Origin of the sequence: Bradyrhizobium sp. 87 (assembly GCF_023073015.1) — a bacterium.
GTDB classification, from domain to species: Bacteria; Pseudomonadota; Alphaproteobacteria; order Rhizobiales; family Xanthobacteraceae; genus Bradyrhizobium; species Bradyrhizobium canariense_D.
In genome coordinates, this window is record NZ_JADPIQ010000041.1 from 1 (window position 1) to 16,375 (window position 16,375).

Annotated in this window: 10 protein-coding genes and 3 pseudogenes; 5 read left to right on the top strand and 8 right to left on the bottom strand. The window is 59.1% G+C overall.

Features of this window, described 5'->3' with window-relative positions; translation table 11 throughout:
• Positions 1 to 73 precede the first annotated feature (73 nt).
• Positions 74 to 543 (bottom strand): annotated as a pseudogene (locus tag IVB50_RS09390) (DDE-type integrase/transposase/recombinase); the annotation flags it as partial.
• 1,881 nt (positions 544 to 2,424) lie between these two features.
• Between IVB50_RS09390 and IVB50_RS09395 the strand changes: the two are divergent.
• Together IVB50_RS09395 and IVB50_RS09400 are read left to right on the top strand one after the other, a co-directional pair.
• Positions 2,425 to 3,306, top strand: coding sequence for a TauD/TfdA family dioxygenase (locus IVB50_RS09395; protein ID WP_247295699.1), 882 nt, complete (start codon positions 2,425 to 2,427; stop codon positions 3,304 to 3,306).
• Between the two features lie 1,053 nt (positions 3,307 to 4,359).
• Positions 4,360 to 4,743 (top strand): hypothetical protein, encoded by a 384-nt coding sequence (locus IVB50_RS09400; protein ID WP_247295700.1) that lies wholly within the window; start codon positions 4,360 to 4,362, stop codon positions 4,741 to 4,743.
• 753 nt (positions 4,744 to 5,496) lie between these two features.
• On the opposite strand, the gene IVB50_RS09405 is transcribed toward IVB50_RS09400, so the two are convergent.
• Positions 5,497 to 6,144 (bottom strand): hypothetical protein, encoded by a 648-nt coding sequence (locus IVB50_RS09405; protein WP_247295703.1) that lies wholly within the window; start codon positions 6,142 to 6,144, stop codon positions 5,497 to 5,499.
• 516 nt (positions 6,145 to 6,660) lie between these two features.
• On the opposite strand from IVB50_RS09405, the pseudogene IVB50_RS09410 reads away from it, so the two are divergent.
• Positions 6,661 to 8,206: pseudogene (locus tag IVB50_RS09410) on the top strand (peptidase S10).
• Here IVB50_RS09410 and IVB50_RS09415 read toward each other — a convergent pair.
• The 3 genes and pseudogenes from IVB50_RS09415 to IVB50_RS09425 form a co-directional block, all read right to left on the bottom strand.
• The gene (locus tag IVB50_RS09415; protein WP_247295730.1) at positions 8,134 to 8,397 is read right to left on the bottom strand and encodes a hypothetical protein; all 264 of its coding nucleotides are present in this window, start codon (positions 8,395 to 8,397) and stop codon (positions 8,134 to 8,136) included. The pseudogene IVB50_RS09410 and the gene IVB50_RS09415 overlap by 73 nt on opposite strands.
• Before the next feature lie 338 nt (positions 8,398 to 8,735).
• Positions 8,736 to 9,518 (bottom strand): annotated as a pseudogene (locus IVB50_RS09420) (IS5/IS1182 family transposase); the annotation flags it as partial.
• Positions 9,519 to 10,015: 497 nt separating this feature from the next.
• Positions 10,016 to 10,489, bottom strand: a complete 474-nt coding sequence (locus tag IVB50_RS09425; protein WP_247295705.1) for a transposase — start codon at positions 10,487 to 10,489, stop codon at positions 10,016 to 10,018.
• Between the two features lie 340 nt (positions 10,490 to 10,829).
• Here IVB50_RS09425 and IVB50_RS09430 point away from each other — a divergent pair, with 340 nt between their 5' ends.
• Complete coding sequence (locus IVB50_RS09430) at positions 10,830 to 11,408, top strand: hypothetical protein (protein WP_247295708.1); 579 nt, start codon at positions 10,830 to 10,832, stop codon at positions 11,406 to 11,408.
• The gene (locus tag IVB50_RS09435; RefSeq protein ID WP_247295710.1) at positions 11,357 to 12,496 is read left to right on the top strand and encodes a hypothetical protein; all 1,140 of its coding nucleotides are present in this window, start codon (positions 11,357 to 11,359) and stop codon (positions 12,494 to 12,496) included. Before IVB50_RS09430 ends, IVB50_RS09435 begins: the two co-directional genes overlap by 52 nt.
• Positions 12,497 to 13,650: 1,154 nt before the next feature.
• Here the strand turns inward: IVB50_RS09435 and IVB50_RS09440 are convergent.
• The 3 genes from IVB50_RS09440 to IVB50_RS09450 all read right to left on the bottom strand — a co-directional run bounded on the left by IVB50_RS09440 (position 13,651) and on the right by IVB50_RS09450 (position 15,472).
• Positions 13,651 to 13,911 (bottom strand): hypothetical protein, encoded by a 261-nt coding sequence (locus IVB50_RS09440; protein WP_247295713.1) that lies wholly within the window; start codon positions 13,909 to 13,911, stop codon positions 13,651 to 13,653.
• The gene (locus tag IVB50_RS09445) at positions 13,908 to 14,444 is read right to left on the bottom strand and encodes a hypothetical protein (RefSeq protein WP_247295714.1); all 537 of its coding nucleotides are present in this window, start codon (positions 14,442 to 14,444) and stop codon (positions 13,908 to 13,910) included. The genes IVB50_RS09440 and IVB50_RS09445 overlap by 4 nt, the downstream gene beginning before the upstream one ends.
• 821 nt (positions 14,445 to 15,265) lie before the next feature.
• A complete protein-coding gene (locus IVB50_RS09450) occupies positions 15,266 to 15,472 on the bottom strand; it encodes a hypothetical protein (protein WP_247295716.1) in 207 nt (68 codons plus the stop codon).
• Between the last annotated feature and the right edge of the window lie 903 nt (positions 15,473 to 16,375).

Genomic DNA, 16,375 nt, shown 5'->3' on the forward strand with positions numbered 1-16,375 from the left:
CGTCAACGCATTGTCGGAAATATGGAAGCCGCGCCGGCGCACCACGCGTTCAAAATAGACGTCAAGCACCAATCAAATGGGCCTCAGAGCGACGCTTACTCCAGAGCCGTTCGACAAACACGTTGTCTCGCCATGCGCCGTTCCGTCCATGCTGATCGCAAGACCGTTGTCGCCGAGCACGCCGGTAAAGGCCTGTCCAGTGAACTGAGACCCTGAGCCGTGTTGAAGATGTCCGGCTTGCCAGCACGAGCCAAGGAATACGCCAGCGTTCGACGCAGAAGTTCATGGTGATCGACAGTCGCCACGACAGACCGCGACGTGCTGCGCAGTCCAACACCGCAGCGAGATCGGCGAAGCCAATCGCCGTCAGAATGTAGGTGATTTCCATCGCCAGACTTGGTTCGGTCTCGCGTAATCTCCATGACGCGCAGCAGATATGGATGGATCTTGTGGCCGGGCTCGGGTCTGGTGGTGCGCGGATGGCGATAGAGCGTCTATCCCAATCCGCCGCATCGCCGTCTTCACATGCTGGCCGCCGATCTTGCTCTCTGAGCCGTCGTTGATCCCTATGGTCGAATTGATGAGGTACTCTCCAGCAGCATTGAGCTTCATTCCACCGAGCAGTCGCTTTCCTACCGGTCGCCTCGGATCGGAAACATGCCGATGTCACTGTGAGGCGCACCATCCGAACAACAATCGAGGAGCTTGAATTGGCCGTAGGGTCAGGTTGTACAACACGACGGCGGGATATCCGCGGAGCATAGGCAATGAAACAGCTCTCTCTCTGTATGATACTTTATGTTGTTTGCGGACTGCTTGGGTTGAATGAGATTGCGCTCGCGGACTCAACGCGGCGCTACGGTTGCATCATAGACGGCACCGATCGAGAGCCGACAGGCGATCGGAATGGGCGCACCATTGTCAGCCTTCAATACACCTGCCGCATTGCCGATGGTCTGTTGAAGGACGCGGGAGTTATGGGACTATCGGTCAGCCAGTGGGACAGTGAGAAAGGAAGGTACTTGGCTTCTATCGACATTTACCGTGCGCTCCACGGAATTGCGGTTGGTCAGGTGTTGGAGGGGACCGGTTCCTCTGTCACGGAGGACAACAGGGGCTGTTGGCATCGCAGCTTCCGGCAAGATGGTGTTTAAGTTCGCATCCGGATCGTTGGCGGCTCTCTCAGGAAGAACCGTAAAATTCACGATCAAACCCGTCAGTTCTCGTCAATTCGAGATGGAATTCACAGATTGGCCTGAAGCCGCTCACCCGAAATGACTCGCGTCGCGATAACGGTCATCTCGTTTCTAAAGGTCGAGTCGAGCTGTGAAGTCGCGATGTTTCCATTCCTGGCTCCGCGACCAAATAGGGTGGTGAAGTGGAGCTGGCACGTCGTGGCGCGCCTTGGCGAACGTAAAAAGCATTTTGTGAGATACAATCAATTCCGAAATAGAACGTCAATGGAAGCCGCGACGAATTAGCACGCCTTGGTGTGCGTTGCGTGCACGGGTCACTCCGCCGAGGTCGTCCGCGGCTGGCGGTGCGGGCCGTCTCGGCTTTTCCGAGAAGAGGCTTGTCACGGCGCTCAACGTATCGGACATTTGTGCGAGCGATGCACGCCAAGTCGCGACTTAATTCAATCCTCTAGATTGGCAGCGATGTTGATATCCAAGCTATTGACACAAGTCCCAGTTCACGTTGAAGCGTCCTCCCGAAACGGAATCCCGCAAAAGGAGTGATATAGCCCGTTGTTAAACCGCAGCGGGAATTGATATCGCGGATAAGATTGATCTCTCGCTTCGGGACTGCGCGCCTGCTCCGTATGTGACAGGCGGATGAAACCGTCGCGCAAATTTACTAAATTCAATACGACGAAACAAATGTATTTCTAACTTGCAAATTGCATATGGAAAGATGATTAACTTGTGGTAGAATAGCACTGCGTAGTCGCGCTGATTGATGCGAGTTATCCGTTCGTCCTCATAAGCTCGAATGTACCTGTTGCGGACGTGTGAAGAGTTGCCTTCCCAAAAATATCTTTAAGCTTGGCTCCCGGACAGAGCGAACATTTCTCATCGGCGAAAAGAATGCTGGTTTCGTTTCATGGACTGGACATCTGTTGACCGTATGATTGCGATGTAAGAGCGAGGTAATCGATCATGTTGCACGTCGATCCCGGCACCGCTGCCCGTCGACTCGTCCTCTGGTCAGAGGCGATGCAAGAGTCGGAGCTGTGCGCGACACAGCGGGTCACACGATGGTCGTGGTCTGTAGCCAAAGATGCATTGCAGCCTTTTGTGGCGAGTGCTGCAACGCATTGCGGCCGCGTAGGGTGCATCACCAGGCCGACTTGGGTGGCTTCTGTTGTCGGTCCCTCGACCGAGCGGTCACGCAGCTTTGTTCGCGCATCACGATAGCGAGAGAATGAGCAACATGACAGATAACATTATCCCGCGAGCGGATATCGTCAAATCCACGGCCCGGCTCGGTGCCGAGATCAAGAACGTCAGACTATCAGATGAATTATCAGACGAGATGATCCGGGCTATTAGCCAGTTACTCCTTGAGCACAAGGTCATCTTCTTCCGTGATCAGGGACATCTCGATGATTTCGAACAGCATCGCTTTGCCCTCAGGCTTGGTTCGCTGGTAACGCCTATGGATATGAAGCCGGATCGTCGCAGCGGTCATGCGGACCAGATGCACACGGACGTCAGTTTCGGTGACCAATGTCCGAAGATCTCGGTGCTGCGCGGTGTCGTGATCCCGCCTGAGGACCGTGATACAGTTTGGTCGAGCACTGCGGGCGCGTATCTTGATCTTCCGGAACCGCTGCGGATGCTGGCCGACAATCTCTGGGCAGTGCACTGCAGCACCTATGATTGCACCTTGACCATGCACTCCGCCGAGATGGATGCAAAGCAATTTGGTGATGTCTTCACCGGAACCATCTGCGAGGACGCGCGTCCGGTTGTTCGCGTCCATCCCGAGACGGGCGAGCGCTTGCTCGTGCTCGGAGAGTCCGTGAGGAACTTCGTCGGCCTGGAAAGATATGCGAGCCAGAAGCTGTTTGACCGCCTTCAATCTTACCTCGCCTCGCCCGAGAATAGCGTAAGATGGAGCTGGAAACCAGGCGACGTTGTAATCTGGGATAACCGCGCGACCCAGCGCTGCGCCATCGGAAAATCCAGTGACCGAGATGGAGTCGAGAGGCGTTCTATCGATGGCGATGTACACCTCAGTATCGCTGGTCCTCGCAGCGTGGCGCGCTCCAAGCCAAAGCTGCAGACGGCCAAGGCTGCCTAGTGTGGCCACTGATCTGGTCTATCGTCAAAGAAGGAAGTGATCTGAATTGAGCGTCACCAAGGCTCTCCTGCGCGCAATGAGGCTGAGTAGCTGATGCGTACGCCTTGGTCTGTTGTTTCCGACGTTCATGACGATGCCCCACTGAAGCTCGAATGGATTCGCATAAGGCACACGCATCCAAATTGTTGGTACTCCTCATGTTCGCCTCCGAAACGATCCGCTCTCTTGCGTGCAGTGCTGAATGAAGTTTGCAGAGAACTCCCGGCTGATGAGACTGGCACCCGAACGCACGTAGCTTCGAGAATCCTTGAAGCTGCGTCACGAAGAGAGACGTCCATTGAGGTCCTCAAGCAAATCGGCCAGACGGCGTTGACCAGCTCTTCCGACGATGTGGCCTCAGAAGGGCTCCCACTGTGTTAATCCGGCAGCCGTGGTCGGGGTGGCGAGCTCACAGGAAGCCAACATGGATTGACGATATGTGCGCGAAAAGGCGAGCCACCGCGCGACTGATCCGCAGCGACGATTGGCTCGAGGTCAGGCAATTGGCTGCTTGCAAGGCAGTAGGGGCCGCCGCATCAGGTGCTGAATTGAACCTCTTCGTTAAGAAGCTATTTCAGCCTCGGCGAATGATTGGTGGCCGCTATGGCTGCGGTCAAGGCGACGCATCCAAAAACCCTCAGCCAGGCGAAGATGCTACGAAAAGTTCATCCGCGTCACTGCTCAAGATTGACGGCGCAGGTTCGCACATCTGGTCTTGCCGAGCAGGCTCCATTTACAAATCATGTGATCTCCGCTGCGCGTGCTGCGGTCTAGCCGTTCACGAGGAGTGCGCTGATGCCTTGTCACACCGCTCGTACCCGCATTGTATTTATCGCAAATCTCAAAGTCCGGCCCGACCGCAGACAAGTGCGGAGCCGCGGCGAGCCATTCCTCGATGATGGGTTGTAGGGGTCGAGCATCGATGGCACATAGCTGCCCGATGAATGCCCCGCTGCTCACCCACTTTCCAACCATCGCCGAGCTCTCGGGCTCCGGATCACGTCGGCGCGGACGATGCGCGCGACGCCGCAGCAACTGTCCGCAGTGATCCTTCCGGCGGCGCTTCCGACGATCTTCGTCGGCATTCGCCTCGCGAGCGCCTCGGTCATGCTCGTGCTCGTCGCATCCGAGATGGTCGGTGCCAAAGGCTATTTCATCAGCCAGTACAGCTTTTTGATCCCGCAGATGTACCCTCGCGATTACAGTCGCCGAGCTTACGTTCAGTGCCATCCTGCAGGTGATCGAGGGACATTTCACGCAGTTGAAAGCGCTGGCCTCCTTAATGGTCCGCAGAGCTCCGATACAGGGGACGTACAAGCTCGTCGCGCCGTTCTCGAACCGGGTCTGGATGTACCAGCCATGTCACCCACGATCCTGGAGCGCGATCGTATCAGCTGATCGCTTCCGACGACGGAAGCGATGGAAAAAAATAGAAAGTGGGCGATTGGCCTCACTGACTGCGGGATGTGTCCGCGCCCAGTCTGGCCGCACCGGAACGGTGATCGTGGCCAGTGGCACCCACGCTCGTTCGAGCGTCACCGGATCGCGCAACTGGGCGACTGTGTCGGTGCGGATGTCGAGCCACTCGAATGATCGACCATGGACAGTGGCAAGCTGAGGGGGCCGGAGTGTGGCGAAATGATCTTGACGAGAAACCCTTATCACTCGAAAGACTCGAACTCCATGTTCTTGAGCGAGTTCAAGATGATGTTGCGAAACTGTTCAACTACCGGAAGTAGTGGCTTGACGTCCCTGGCCGGAAGACCGCTGGAGTGGTCGCCCCATGGCACCCCGTTCCTAGAACAGAAACGCTGTAGTGATGGTTTCTTCGTCCAGAAAGGCTTAGTCGGCGTTATTTGCAACGGCAATACTGCCTCTGAGACAACGTTGCGTGCAGCTCCGATTGTCCTGCGGGTACGTCTGACCTTCGACGCGCTTGATGCCTGCGATCTGATCTTCAATCCGCCCACTAGCGTGGGGCGAAGTGATTGCGGCACATCGCCCCACGACCGGACATGCTCGCCCCGCTCACTCGAGAGTGCACCGGAGTTCGTGACGCGACATGCCGCCTTGGACGAGGCGACCACCCGCCTGGATCGAAAGTGATGAGGGCTATGCCTTCGGGTTTCTTTTGCCGGCAGAAAGCTTGGATCAGAACTGGCCTAATTTGGTGTCCCAAACGTTTTCTGGGAAGCTCCTACTGAGCATCAGTCTCTCGCCAGTGGCTGTGGTGCCAGTTCGGCGGAGCAATGCCGCAGCAAGCAAGGCCGACAGAGCTAGCCGAGCCCCTGGCAAAATCGGCCTGACCTCGCAACCTGATTTCGCGGCGATCAACCCGCTCGCCGCAAACAACGCGAACGCCAGCGATAAAGCCCCTTGCGTGTGCAGTGCGGTCGTGTATTGTTGCAGTGCGGTAGCGCTTCGCGCGACCGCCGTCCTCCTTGGGCGTTTCCTCCCTAGACTTGGGCCGCTTGTCATTCGAGCGGCCCTTTTTTCTTGCCAATCAATCCCAGCATTTAACTGGTTTTGTCGATCGGCCTTCGCATTTGCGACATAGACCTGGACCAAGGTCTCAAAACCGAATTGCCTGAATCCACCATTCTTTGCGAGCGCCTCCTTACCTATGCTGGCGCAAGTTATGCTGGCGCGGAGCTTTTTTGACTCCTCTCCCGTTTCGTTCCAGTTGCGGATTGAAACGCCAATCCTCTGGGAGATCAGGAATTCGTGCTGCCAGCCGTACGCTAGAGCGCGACGGAACTCCGCGCGCAACTCACGTCGAAGATCATCCGGCAGGAGCAATCAATGCAGGTTTCCCAATCTGCTTCCTGGCCGTGCATCAAGCTAGGGCAACACAATGCGCGCTCACGAGTGTTATCGCGACTGGATCGCGCAATGGTGCCCTCGTATGCAGCGCAAAGTTCAACATGCATCTCGGTCGTGAGCAACGTCCAGTGTTGAGTTTGTCCGCCTTCCCGCTTGCCGTGCTACATCGCTCCAGATTTGTCCCAGAAGCTACCGCCCAAGCGGCTATAGCCGAGTGCACGAACCGCATCTATGCGGCGAGATTCGGTTGCTCCGATGCAGCGCGCGACACGCTCTTAAGGCATCCGTTTGCTCGTCGAAAAGTGGTCGCTTCTTCAAGCACCGCCTCCTCACTGGCGCTGCTGCCGATCGCCGTGGGGTGAATACTACCGGACTTGGTAGGTTTGGTGATCCTCGATTGTCAGGTAAGTCGTTGGGCCTTCTTGGGAGACACGCCTCGTGCGCGCCACGTGTGGCCGGGACGAAAGTGCGGCCGGGACGGGAGGAGACTCGATGCAATTCGATTGGACTGCGCTGCGCCGCGCCTCTCTTGCGCTGGCTCTGTTTGCCTGTGGCGTGATGGGGAGCGCTTGGGCCGACAATCCGCCGTCGCGCCCCGAGGCCACAACGCTGGCCGACCAGAAGGGCAGTCCCAGCGCGCGCGGCGGCCGAACACCTAGCACGCCGTCAGCGGCCGAGCAGGATCGCCTTACGCCGGACTCCACCACCAGGCAAACGATCGAGCTGCCCGGCCGGACGCTCGCATTCACGGCGACCGCAGGTTCCATCCGCCTGTTCGACGACAAGGGCGAGCCGCAGGCCGACATCGCATACACCTCCTATCAGCTCGACGGTGGCGACCGCGCCGCACGCCCAGTCACGTTCTTCTTCAACGCCGGGCCTGGTGCATCGTCAGCCTGGCTACAGCTCGGCAATGCCGGTCCTTGGCGGCTGCCGATCAATGCCGACGAGGTCACACCATCGACGTCTGCGGAGGTGAAGCCCAATGCGGAAACCTGGCTCGACCTCGTCTTTATCGATCCGGTCGGGACCGGCTATAGCCGCTTCGTGGCGACCGGCGAGGATGTCCGCGAGCGCTTCTTTTCGTGGACGGCGATGTCAGCGCGCTCGCTCTGGTGATCCGCCGCTGGCTCGAGAAACACGACCGGCTATTGTCGCCGAAATATGTCGTTGGCGAAAGCTATGGTGGTATTCGCGGGCCAAAGGTGGTGCGCCAGTTGCAAAAGCAGCAAGGTGTCGGCGTGAAGGGCCTGATCATGATCTCACCGGTGTTCGACTTCCGCGACTTCGGCGGCACGAGTCTCTTCAATACGTCGCAAAGCTGCCGAGCTATGTCGCAACCGCTCGCGAAGCCAAGGGGCCGGTGAAGCGGGCCGATCTCGTCGAGGTCGAAGCTTACGCGCGCGGCGAGTTCTTGACCGACCTGGTCAAGGGCACCGCGGACAAGGAGGCGGCCACGCGGCTGGCCGACAAGGTCGCCACCCTAACGGGAATAGACCAGGCGGTGAGCCGCCGGCTCGCGGGCCGCTTCGATGTCGCCGAATTCCGCCGCGAGTTCGATACGGCAAGGTGACCGGGCGCTTCGATGCTTCGGTGCGCGGCCTTGATCCCTATCCGGATTCTAACAGCTCTCGCTTCGGCGATCCCTCAGGGGAGGCGCTTCTGGCGCCACTGACCAGTACCGCCGTCGATCTCCTCACGCGCAAGCTGAACTGGCGGCCGGACGGCTCCTATGAGCTAATCAACGGTGCGGTCGGGCAGGCCTGGTATTTCGGCCGCGGTCCCCCGCAGTCGGTGTCGGAGCTGCGCGAGATCCTCGCAACAGACGCGAAGATGACCATGCTGGTCGGGCACGGCCTGTTCGATCTCGCAACGCCCTATTTCGGCTCGCACATCGTGCTTGATCAGTTGCCCGCGTTCGCCGCGGCGCCGCGCGTCAAGCTCGCGTCCGGGCGGCCACATGTTCTACTCGCGTGATGCATCGCGCCAAGCCTTTCGCGCCGAGGTCGAAGCGATGATGAAGCCGGCGGCGAAATAAGTCACAAGTAAGCGCTCGGGTGTGTCGTATGTCACCGCTTTCTCAGCGGGAGACCGCAACTGAAATCCTAGCGCCAGCTTGCGATTTTGGAGATTTTCGGCTGACCGGTCTTTGCCGGCTTCTTTAGCGGCGTCACCGGGGGGCAAATAGCCAGCTGGCAGTGCTCCATCGCGCGCGGCAACGTTCTTCATCGCGGATTAGTTCTCAGCCCACCTGAGCGCCTCCTCTTAGAAGCGCAGTAAGGACCCGATCGGAACGCACGAGCATCTGGTCTTTCTTCGCGTGAGCCAAATCCAACGCGTGCGGCCTTCGATTTCACGAGCAAAGGAGCGATCCCCACCTACGTCGCAGTTGCGACATCTGGGGAAGTGCCGCGGACATCAAACAAGATCATAGATAGCGACCTCAAGCAGAACGGCATTTCTGGGCTGCCGTTGTAAAGCCGAATGAGTGTTGGGTAGCCCCAGTATGGTCGAGCGGTGCAGAAGCCTGCCGCATCTGATTCTGGGAGGTCAGCAGTCAGACGCGCTTACGATGCGGTTTGGTCGTCCGTGAAGACCCCTGAATTCAGGCTGGATTGATCCGGGGTCGGGCGAAGAGGATGACCACGATTTGCCACAACGAGAGCCTGAGGCCAGCAGATCAGGCGGCGGAAGTTGTAGCCGACGGCGGCGAGGACGGCGTTGCTGGGCGTCGCCCTCGCGATGCCAGAGATAATTGCGGCCCATTCGATGCTCGGATTTGAGATGGCCGATGACCTGTTCGACCGGCGGACCACTTTCGCAGCTCGCGCGTGATCTGTGGCGTCACCCGCCGCTTCTGCCCTGACGTGAACACCCTGAACTTGTAATCGGGTGGGGCATTGTGGCCGCGATAGCCCTTGTCGGCGAGGAGGCGCTCGAGGGTATTGCGATGAGGGCTTCCATGTCCGGGATGACGGTTGCGAGCGTATGCCCGTCATAGGGGTCGCCGGGCGGCGCCTTCTCGTGGGTCACGAATTGACCGCCTTTGGCGTGCGCCAGCGTCGTTGCAACCGAGACTTTGACGCCGAACTCGTAAGGCCGGTGGGCCTTGCCTTTGCCGATGCACTCCACCTCGGGCTCGTGCAGCGAATAGACCTTGGGTCCACGCCGGTGCTGCTTCTGCTCTAGCACGCGTCGCGCCCGCGCGAGCATGCGCTCCAGCACGATCCCGGCAAGCAAGTCGGCGTTGCCACCGAGTTTGCGGCCGATGTCGCGGATAATGCGGCCGAGATAGGTCTTGAGCTTCTCAAGGCCCTGCTGGCACGCTTGAACTGCTTGGCGTGGGCATAGTGTCAATCGGCCCCTTAATTGCGGGTTGTTGTCAAGCTGCTTTCTTTCTCACCAGTGGCACGCCGGTAGCGATTGCTCCGTCGGAGCTGGTCGGGTTGCGCAGACGGAGCGATCGCGGATGGCAAGACGATCGCCCAGCGGGATTGGATAATCGACATCGTTGGTGGCTTCGGCGTAATTGGATTGATGTCGTAGCTGGGGTCATGGTCCTTTCCGAGGTCGCGAGCGCCTCATGATGCTGTCCGGATCGAGCGCCTTGCAGCGGAGTGCGGACGAACCGCCACCAGCCGATTGACCGAGGTCGCCGCGACCACCGTCCCAGCGGGACATCGCCGGTCCGGCGGGCCGGACCAGGAGCTTGTAAAATAGGATTATGACGCCTTCGCCTGGCCCCATTCGAACGATGTGCCATCGACCCAGAGGCAGTGCAGGATTACGGCGATCTTCCGGGCAATGGCTACCCTTGCCTTCCTCAAGCCAATCCGCTTTGCGAGCTTCATGCCCCAGGCTCTGAGGCAAGACCATTTTTTTGTTCGGTTGCGGCTTCGAATAGGTAAGTTCGTAGAAGTCGATCGCCCCAACGAGATATCTTGCCGTTGGTGTCAGTTTCACCGGATTGGTTGCGTCGCGGCGTAAGCCCCAGATAGGCGCCAACTGGCGAGGCCGATCGGAAGCGCGAGGGATCATCGATCGTATGACGGAACGTTAGGGCAGTCACGACGCCAACACCCGGGACCGTCATCAGACGGCGCGTCGTCTCGTCCTGCTTTGCCAACCGGCGGACTTGATCATCGAGCCTATCCTGTTGCTGACAGACGTTCTCATGGATCGACAAGAGCGGCGCTATCACGCTCAGGAGCGGATGATCATCGCCCAAGAGCTCGTGGACCTGGTGGCGGAACTGCAGGCCGATTGCGCGAGGGAACAATAATCCATACTCCTTGATCAGGCTGCGAACCTGGTTCTCCAATCTCTTTGGTTTCCTTCGGCAGAACGATGGGAAGCTAGACTCGTTGGCGGTACAGTCGGGACGAGTATCGCACGAATCTTCTGACTTTCTTTGCTCTTGACCTTCACCTCCCGGTACCAACCGACCCGCACCAGTTCGGCGAGGCCTCGCGCGTCGTTTTGATCACTTTTGTTCATGCGAACCGACAAGGCTGCGTGCGCATGCCGAGCGTCGATACAGCGAGCCAATTTTGGACGCCGATCCCCCGGCTTACGGGGGCGCATTGCCTCATCCAGAATGTTACTGGACAACTTCTCGCCGATGATTGGGTCGGGGCCATCGAATTGGTTCGGTGGCGTCTATGGCGGGAAAGATCAGCATGGGCGCGCGGCGCGAGGTGGTGTCGGCAGTAACGGAGCGTTACCGGTCGGCCAAACGAGGGGAGAAGGGACGGATCCTCGACGAGCTGTGCGCGACGACGGGCTGGCATCGCAAGCATGCGGTGCGCGCGCTCCGGCGACGCGAGACGGTTGGATCGGGCAAGCTCGAGACAACAAGAAAGCGAAGACGCAGATATGGCGCGACGATCAAGGACGCGCTGACGGCGCTGTGGGAGGCGTCGGATCGGGTGTGCGGCAAGCGGCTCAAGGTGATGATCCCGACCTTGCTGCCTGCCCTTGAGCAACATGGCCGATTGCAGCTTGGCCAGTCGGACCGTGATCGTGTTCTGGCGATCAGCGCCGCCACCATCGATCGCGTGCTGGTTGATGTGAAGATCGCGGCGAGCGGCGGCGCCGTGCTGGATTCTATTCGGCAATCCGGCGCGAGGTCCCGATCCGCACCTTTAATGACTGGAACAGCCCGCCGCCCGGCTTCTGCGAGGTTGACATGGTCGCCCATGGCGGCACGTCGGTGGCTGGCTCGTTCATTCAGACCCTGACGATGGTCGATGTCGCTACCGGCTGGACGGAGTGCCTGCCGTTGCTGACGCGGGAAGGTTCGCTGGTCGTCGAGGCAATCAATCGGGCGCAGAGCCTCTTCCCCTGGCTGTTGCGCGGCGTAGACTTTGACAACGACAGCGCCTTCTTGAACGATGTCGTTGTGCCATGGTGTTGCGAACAGAAGCTCGAAGTCACTCGCTCCCGCGCCTACAAGAAGAATGACCAGGGGTTCGTCGAGCAGAAGAATGGTGCCGTCGTCCGTCGCCTGATGGGCTACGGCCGCTTCGATGGCGTCGATACGGCCCGTGTGATGGGCCGCCTCTATGCGGCGGCACGGCTCTACGTCAACTTCTTCCAGCCGTCATTCAAGCTCAAGGAGAAGCGCCGCGAAGGGGCCAAGGTGATCAAACGCTATCATCTTCCATCGACGCCCTATGAGCGCGCATTGGCGCATCCCAAGGTGACCGCGGCCGTGAAGAAGCGGCTGCGCGATCAGTATCGCTCGCTCGATCCAGTCGCGCTGTTGTCCGAGATTCGCGCGACCCAGGACGAACTCGGCAATCGCGTCGATCGTCGTCCCGGACAGGTACGCGGCTTGCAACCCGACAGCACGAGCACCGCGCCAGCGACCGCAGCCACTTTTGCGAAGACACTCGGTAAGACGACGACGTCCGGCAAGCCGCGTGCCACGCACCGGCACCCCCGTCGGCCCTATACAACCAGGGTTCGCATGCCGTCCAAACTCGACCCGCATATCCTAACGATCGAGGGCTGGCTCACTACGCAACCGCAGTTAACCGCGCTCGCCATCGTCGACCGGCTGAGGGAGAAACACCCAGAGGAGTTCGGGACGAGACAGCATTCGATCGTGCAGCGTCTGCTGAGGGCGCTTAGACGGAAGACCGCCGAGCAGTTGGTTGCGGAGGAGCCGCTCGGTGAGGCCACCACCGCTGCCCCATTGCCCGGGATTGTGGACGGCTCGGGCTATGTAGGGCCCGACCCGCCCACAGCCCCTCTCGTCGAGCAAGCCGGGAAAGCTACATGGCGCGGCCGACCAGTCGACTTCGCATCCGTGCCATCAGGGTAACATTTGCTGATGCGGCAATACGGGGGGTCGATATTGGGCTCTGACGCAGTTTTGGTGCAGCTCCGCTTATTCTGCGCCGATCACGATATCCCGGGCCGCAGCTGACCCAGTTGATTTAGAGATAGCCATTCCGATTGCATGTAACGCCGGAACCCAAACTGAGCTCCACTCTTCGCTTTCAGGCATTGCATTATTGAATCCAACCCTGCTTTGGACTCCAGGTAAAGGGATTTCGCCTCCTCATTTGCAGCGAGCAACTCCAATAGCTGCAGATGACACCGCCGGCGATTGCTCGGGGCATCGAGCGGATTCATCAGTCGGCCCAACCGAAGAATTGCCTCCGCGACACTCTGAATTGCACCATGCGACTCACCCGTCTCCTCGGCGTCTCGCTGCGCGCGGGATGGGGAAAGAAAGGGCCGTGCTCCGGAACTAGGTGGCAATCGGGACGCCCGCCGCTTTAGCTCTTGCGCATATTAGGGCGTCCTCAAGTGGCGTGAAGCGGACTGTGTACCGCTCCGATCGCTGCCTCGTCTCACTGCCGCTTTCCGCCATCGCACCTCCCGCGTTGTGGCGTCTCCCGGGGCCGGCCCCGGTCGTGGTCGCGAGGGGCGAAAGCCCCTCGTCGGCGGGCGTGCATACAGGCATCGCCCGCCGCAGGCGGTCCCAGGGCGGCCGTGAGCCCTGGTCGTGGGTGCAAGGGGCGCGACAGCCCTTTGCCGGATGTCCGTGAAAGTGGGTTGGGTTCACGGCTCGCAGGTCATCCGGGGCGCATCCAAGGCCGCCATCGCCTTGGTCGCAGGGTGCGGGATCAAAAGTCCCGCGTCGTCCGTTCAGAGCCGTCAGCTACAGGCTGGCGGCTCTGAACGGACGACTTGAGCGGGGATGCAACGGGGGCGGCGTTCCTAGCCCCCCTCAAGGTGTGCGCGGCGGTCCGCGCACACCTTGTATCCTTCACTATCCCCTTACTTCAGTTTGCCAGAACTCTACGTTAGGTTGCAAAAAAGTTCCGACAATTCGTGGGCTGGTTTAATTTGGATCCTCTAATTAAGCGCGGCCCCTTTCGATCAGCAACGCGTGGAATCCATTCGCTTTCTTGGGACCCTGAAGCCGTCGAACTGAGTTCAGGTAAGTTGCTCTGTACCCGGGCGGGATCAAACAACACCCTCTTTAGAGGAAGGCTTGAAGGTCGAGCCGAGATGCCTCGAGCGCATTTCCTTAAGCCAGTTCTCGTTTTCGACCAGGAAATGCTTATCGACACGCCCGGGCTTATCCGTGGTCACAAGGTAGTATTCGAGGACCAACAGGAAAGCGGTGATAATCAATGCAACAATCGAGAGCAGAGGCTGCGCCAGGAAGCTGTCGCGGACAATCTGGTCTATAGTCGCAGTCAACGTGTGCAATTGCTCGGTCATTTGAACTTTTCCGCTATCGCCGCCTCGATCTCTTTTACCCGATCCACGATTTGCTGATACTTCTTTTCCTCTTCCGTGGCTCTAAACGCCGCAAGGCCGCCATGAGTTGCTACGATTCCGCCCACCAGCAAGGGAACGACAAAAAATCCTGTAGCTAAGCTTGCCACGACGGCAAAACTTCCGACCATGGTCGCAATTCCCGCGCCAGTGAACGACATGCACACGAGCTTCTTCGTGTTTCTGTTTGCGGTGCGATCCTCCGCCAGTCGTCTTAGAGCCGTCACACTGTTTTTGACCTCTGCTCGATCATTTTGGTGCGTGACATAGTCTAAGAGCTCGGGAAGCAATGCGGCGTCGTCTAATTGCGCAAGAATCTCGTTCAGACCGTCCACACGCGCATTCTTTTCCAACTCGGTCTTCAGGCGAGATAGGAAAGCTTTGGCGTCCATGAAAGACGTACCCCCCGGCGGCTTGGCGTCCTGCACGGTCAGTGCGAAGGCGAATTTCTCTCGCTGTACGGTCGTCGTGGCCATCGTAAGCTCGCCGTAATTCGCCAGCGAATATTTCTGCGCATATAGATGAGCAGAACGCCGTACAATCTACAAGAGCGGCCTAAGGCCCCGCAACCTGTATTTCGGCGAAATCGACCGATCAAAAGCGGTCACTAACCCATCGGGCATTGCGCACGGGCACGATTGAAAAACCGGGCAACGCCTTGATCGCAAGAAGCAAAGTCAGCAATGACGTAAGCGAGCGCGCATAGTCCTTGCGCGACGAGAAGACGCGAGGGACAGTCACCTCGGGTCGAAACCCGGCACGGGGTTCGGGGAGCGCTGCTGCGCGGCGCGAGTATGGCCCGCTCCGGCGAAGCCGGACGCGCAGATTGCATGAGAAATCCTTGTTAAATCTTTTCGCCATTTCGGCATCAGCTTCCTGCAGCGCGTGGCGCGGACGAAGCAATTCGCCGTGAAACTAACCCTCACGCTTTCCTCCTCCCTCCACGGAGTCATCGCCGTCCTCTGATCTTGCCGACTTAAGCGCCTCGGCGGCTTCACGGCTGCAAACGCGGGCCATGCCCTGGCGCCCCTTCTCTCACGTTGCGGTCGCAGGCGATGCAGCCAGCCTCCTGCGGCGCTCCTCCCGTCGCAAGAAGGCCGCGATGTCCGTGGCCGGAAAGGAGGAAATCATGAGAGTTATTCACAAAGCGAATTGCTGTGCGCCACGAAATTCGAGCTGCAGGTGCTGCTGCGCGAAATCACGGCGAGCCTGCCGACCTTGCCGGAAGGCTCGCACGAGCTGAGGATCGCTCATTACAATCTGCACAATATCCGGCTCGCCCTAGCGCGGCCAGAGCTCAGGCCGCGCTGAGCGCTCCCGGCGCACCGGGCGATGCGAGATCGCCCGGTCCTTCAGCCCCCGTCGGCAAGCTCGCGCGCGAGTTTCTCGCAGGCGTACCAGACGAGAAGGTTCTTCGGCGCTCCATCATGTCCGCGCGCTTGAATTCCGCGATCATGGCGCAGACATTCGCGCAGCCAAGCTGCTCGGCATCGTCGACGGCCATGTCCCAGATTTCATCTTCGAAGCGGTCGAATATGCGTCGCTGATAAACGTGATGCGGGGATATCCGCAATCTGCTCCGTGCGCAAATATCGCGGGCATTTTGCTTGAGGTTCGCGTTGAACCACGAGCGGAAACTCGTCGCGCGGATTCTGAGGGACTTGCGATGATGGGGTCTTGAGGGCATGGCGTTTTCCTTCGCTTGCGAGCCGCCGTGATTGACGCTCTCGATGCCGGGCGAAGGCGGCGGTGAACGAGCGTGCGCGGAACTTCGCTGCAGGCGAAGCGGCCCGGCTTGCCGGAAGCCGAGGGTTCATCCCTTGAAGCGTGCGCGCACCGGCGCACAGCAAGGCAAAATGAGAGACCGCTTTGTTATTGGCGGAGAGCCCGAAGAGGACACTGCACGAGATCAACAGGCGGACACCGGCGTGATGTCGTCAAGCGATCGCGTTCGCGATTGCCGCTAGCGCGTGCAGGGTTGGTTATCATATGAAAGCAGTATAGCATTCACCCCGATACAACCCCGGGGAGTCGGGACAATGAATGAGAGGTTGGAAGCATTTAGGAAGCGGCTAAGTCGACCGGAGAAGAAAGCCAGAAACTGGCAGCAGTGGATTGGATCTCCAACTGCGTGGCTCGCGCTAACGCTATCGTCCACGACAGCTTTCTTTATTTCTACCACAGCGACCAGCTAAGCGTCATCGTAAGCACCCCCAGCATCATGCCCGAGGACGATAAGACGGCGTGCTCCTGGAAACGTCACGTTCATAAATTCAGGTACTCGCCCCATTGTGCTGACTGGCTTCTCGTTTGAATTGATCCAGCCCATCGAAGATGCTCCCGAACCTGAATGCCTTGGTAGTGGGAGCCACAGCTCATTCAGTCTTGAATCCGAACAAACAGTCAT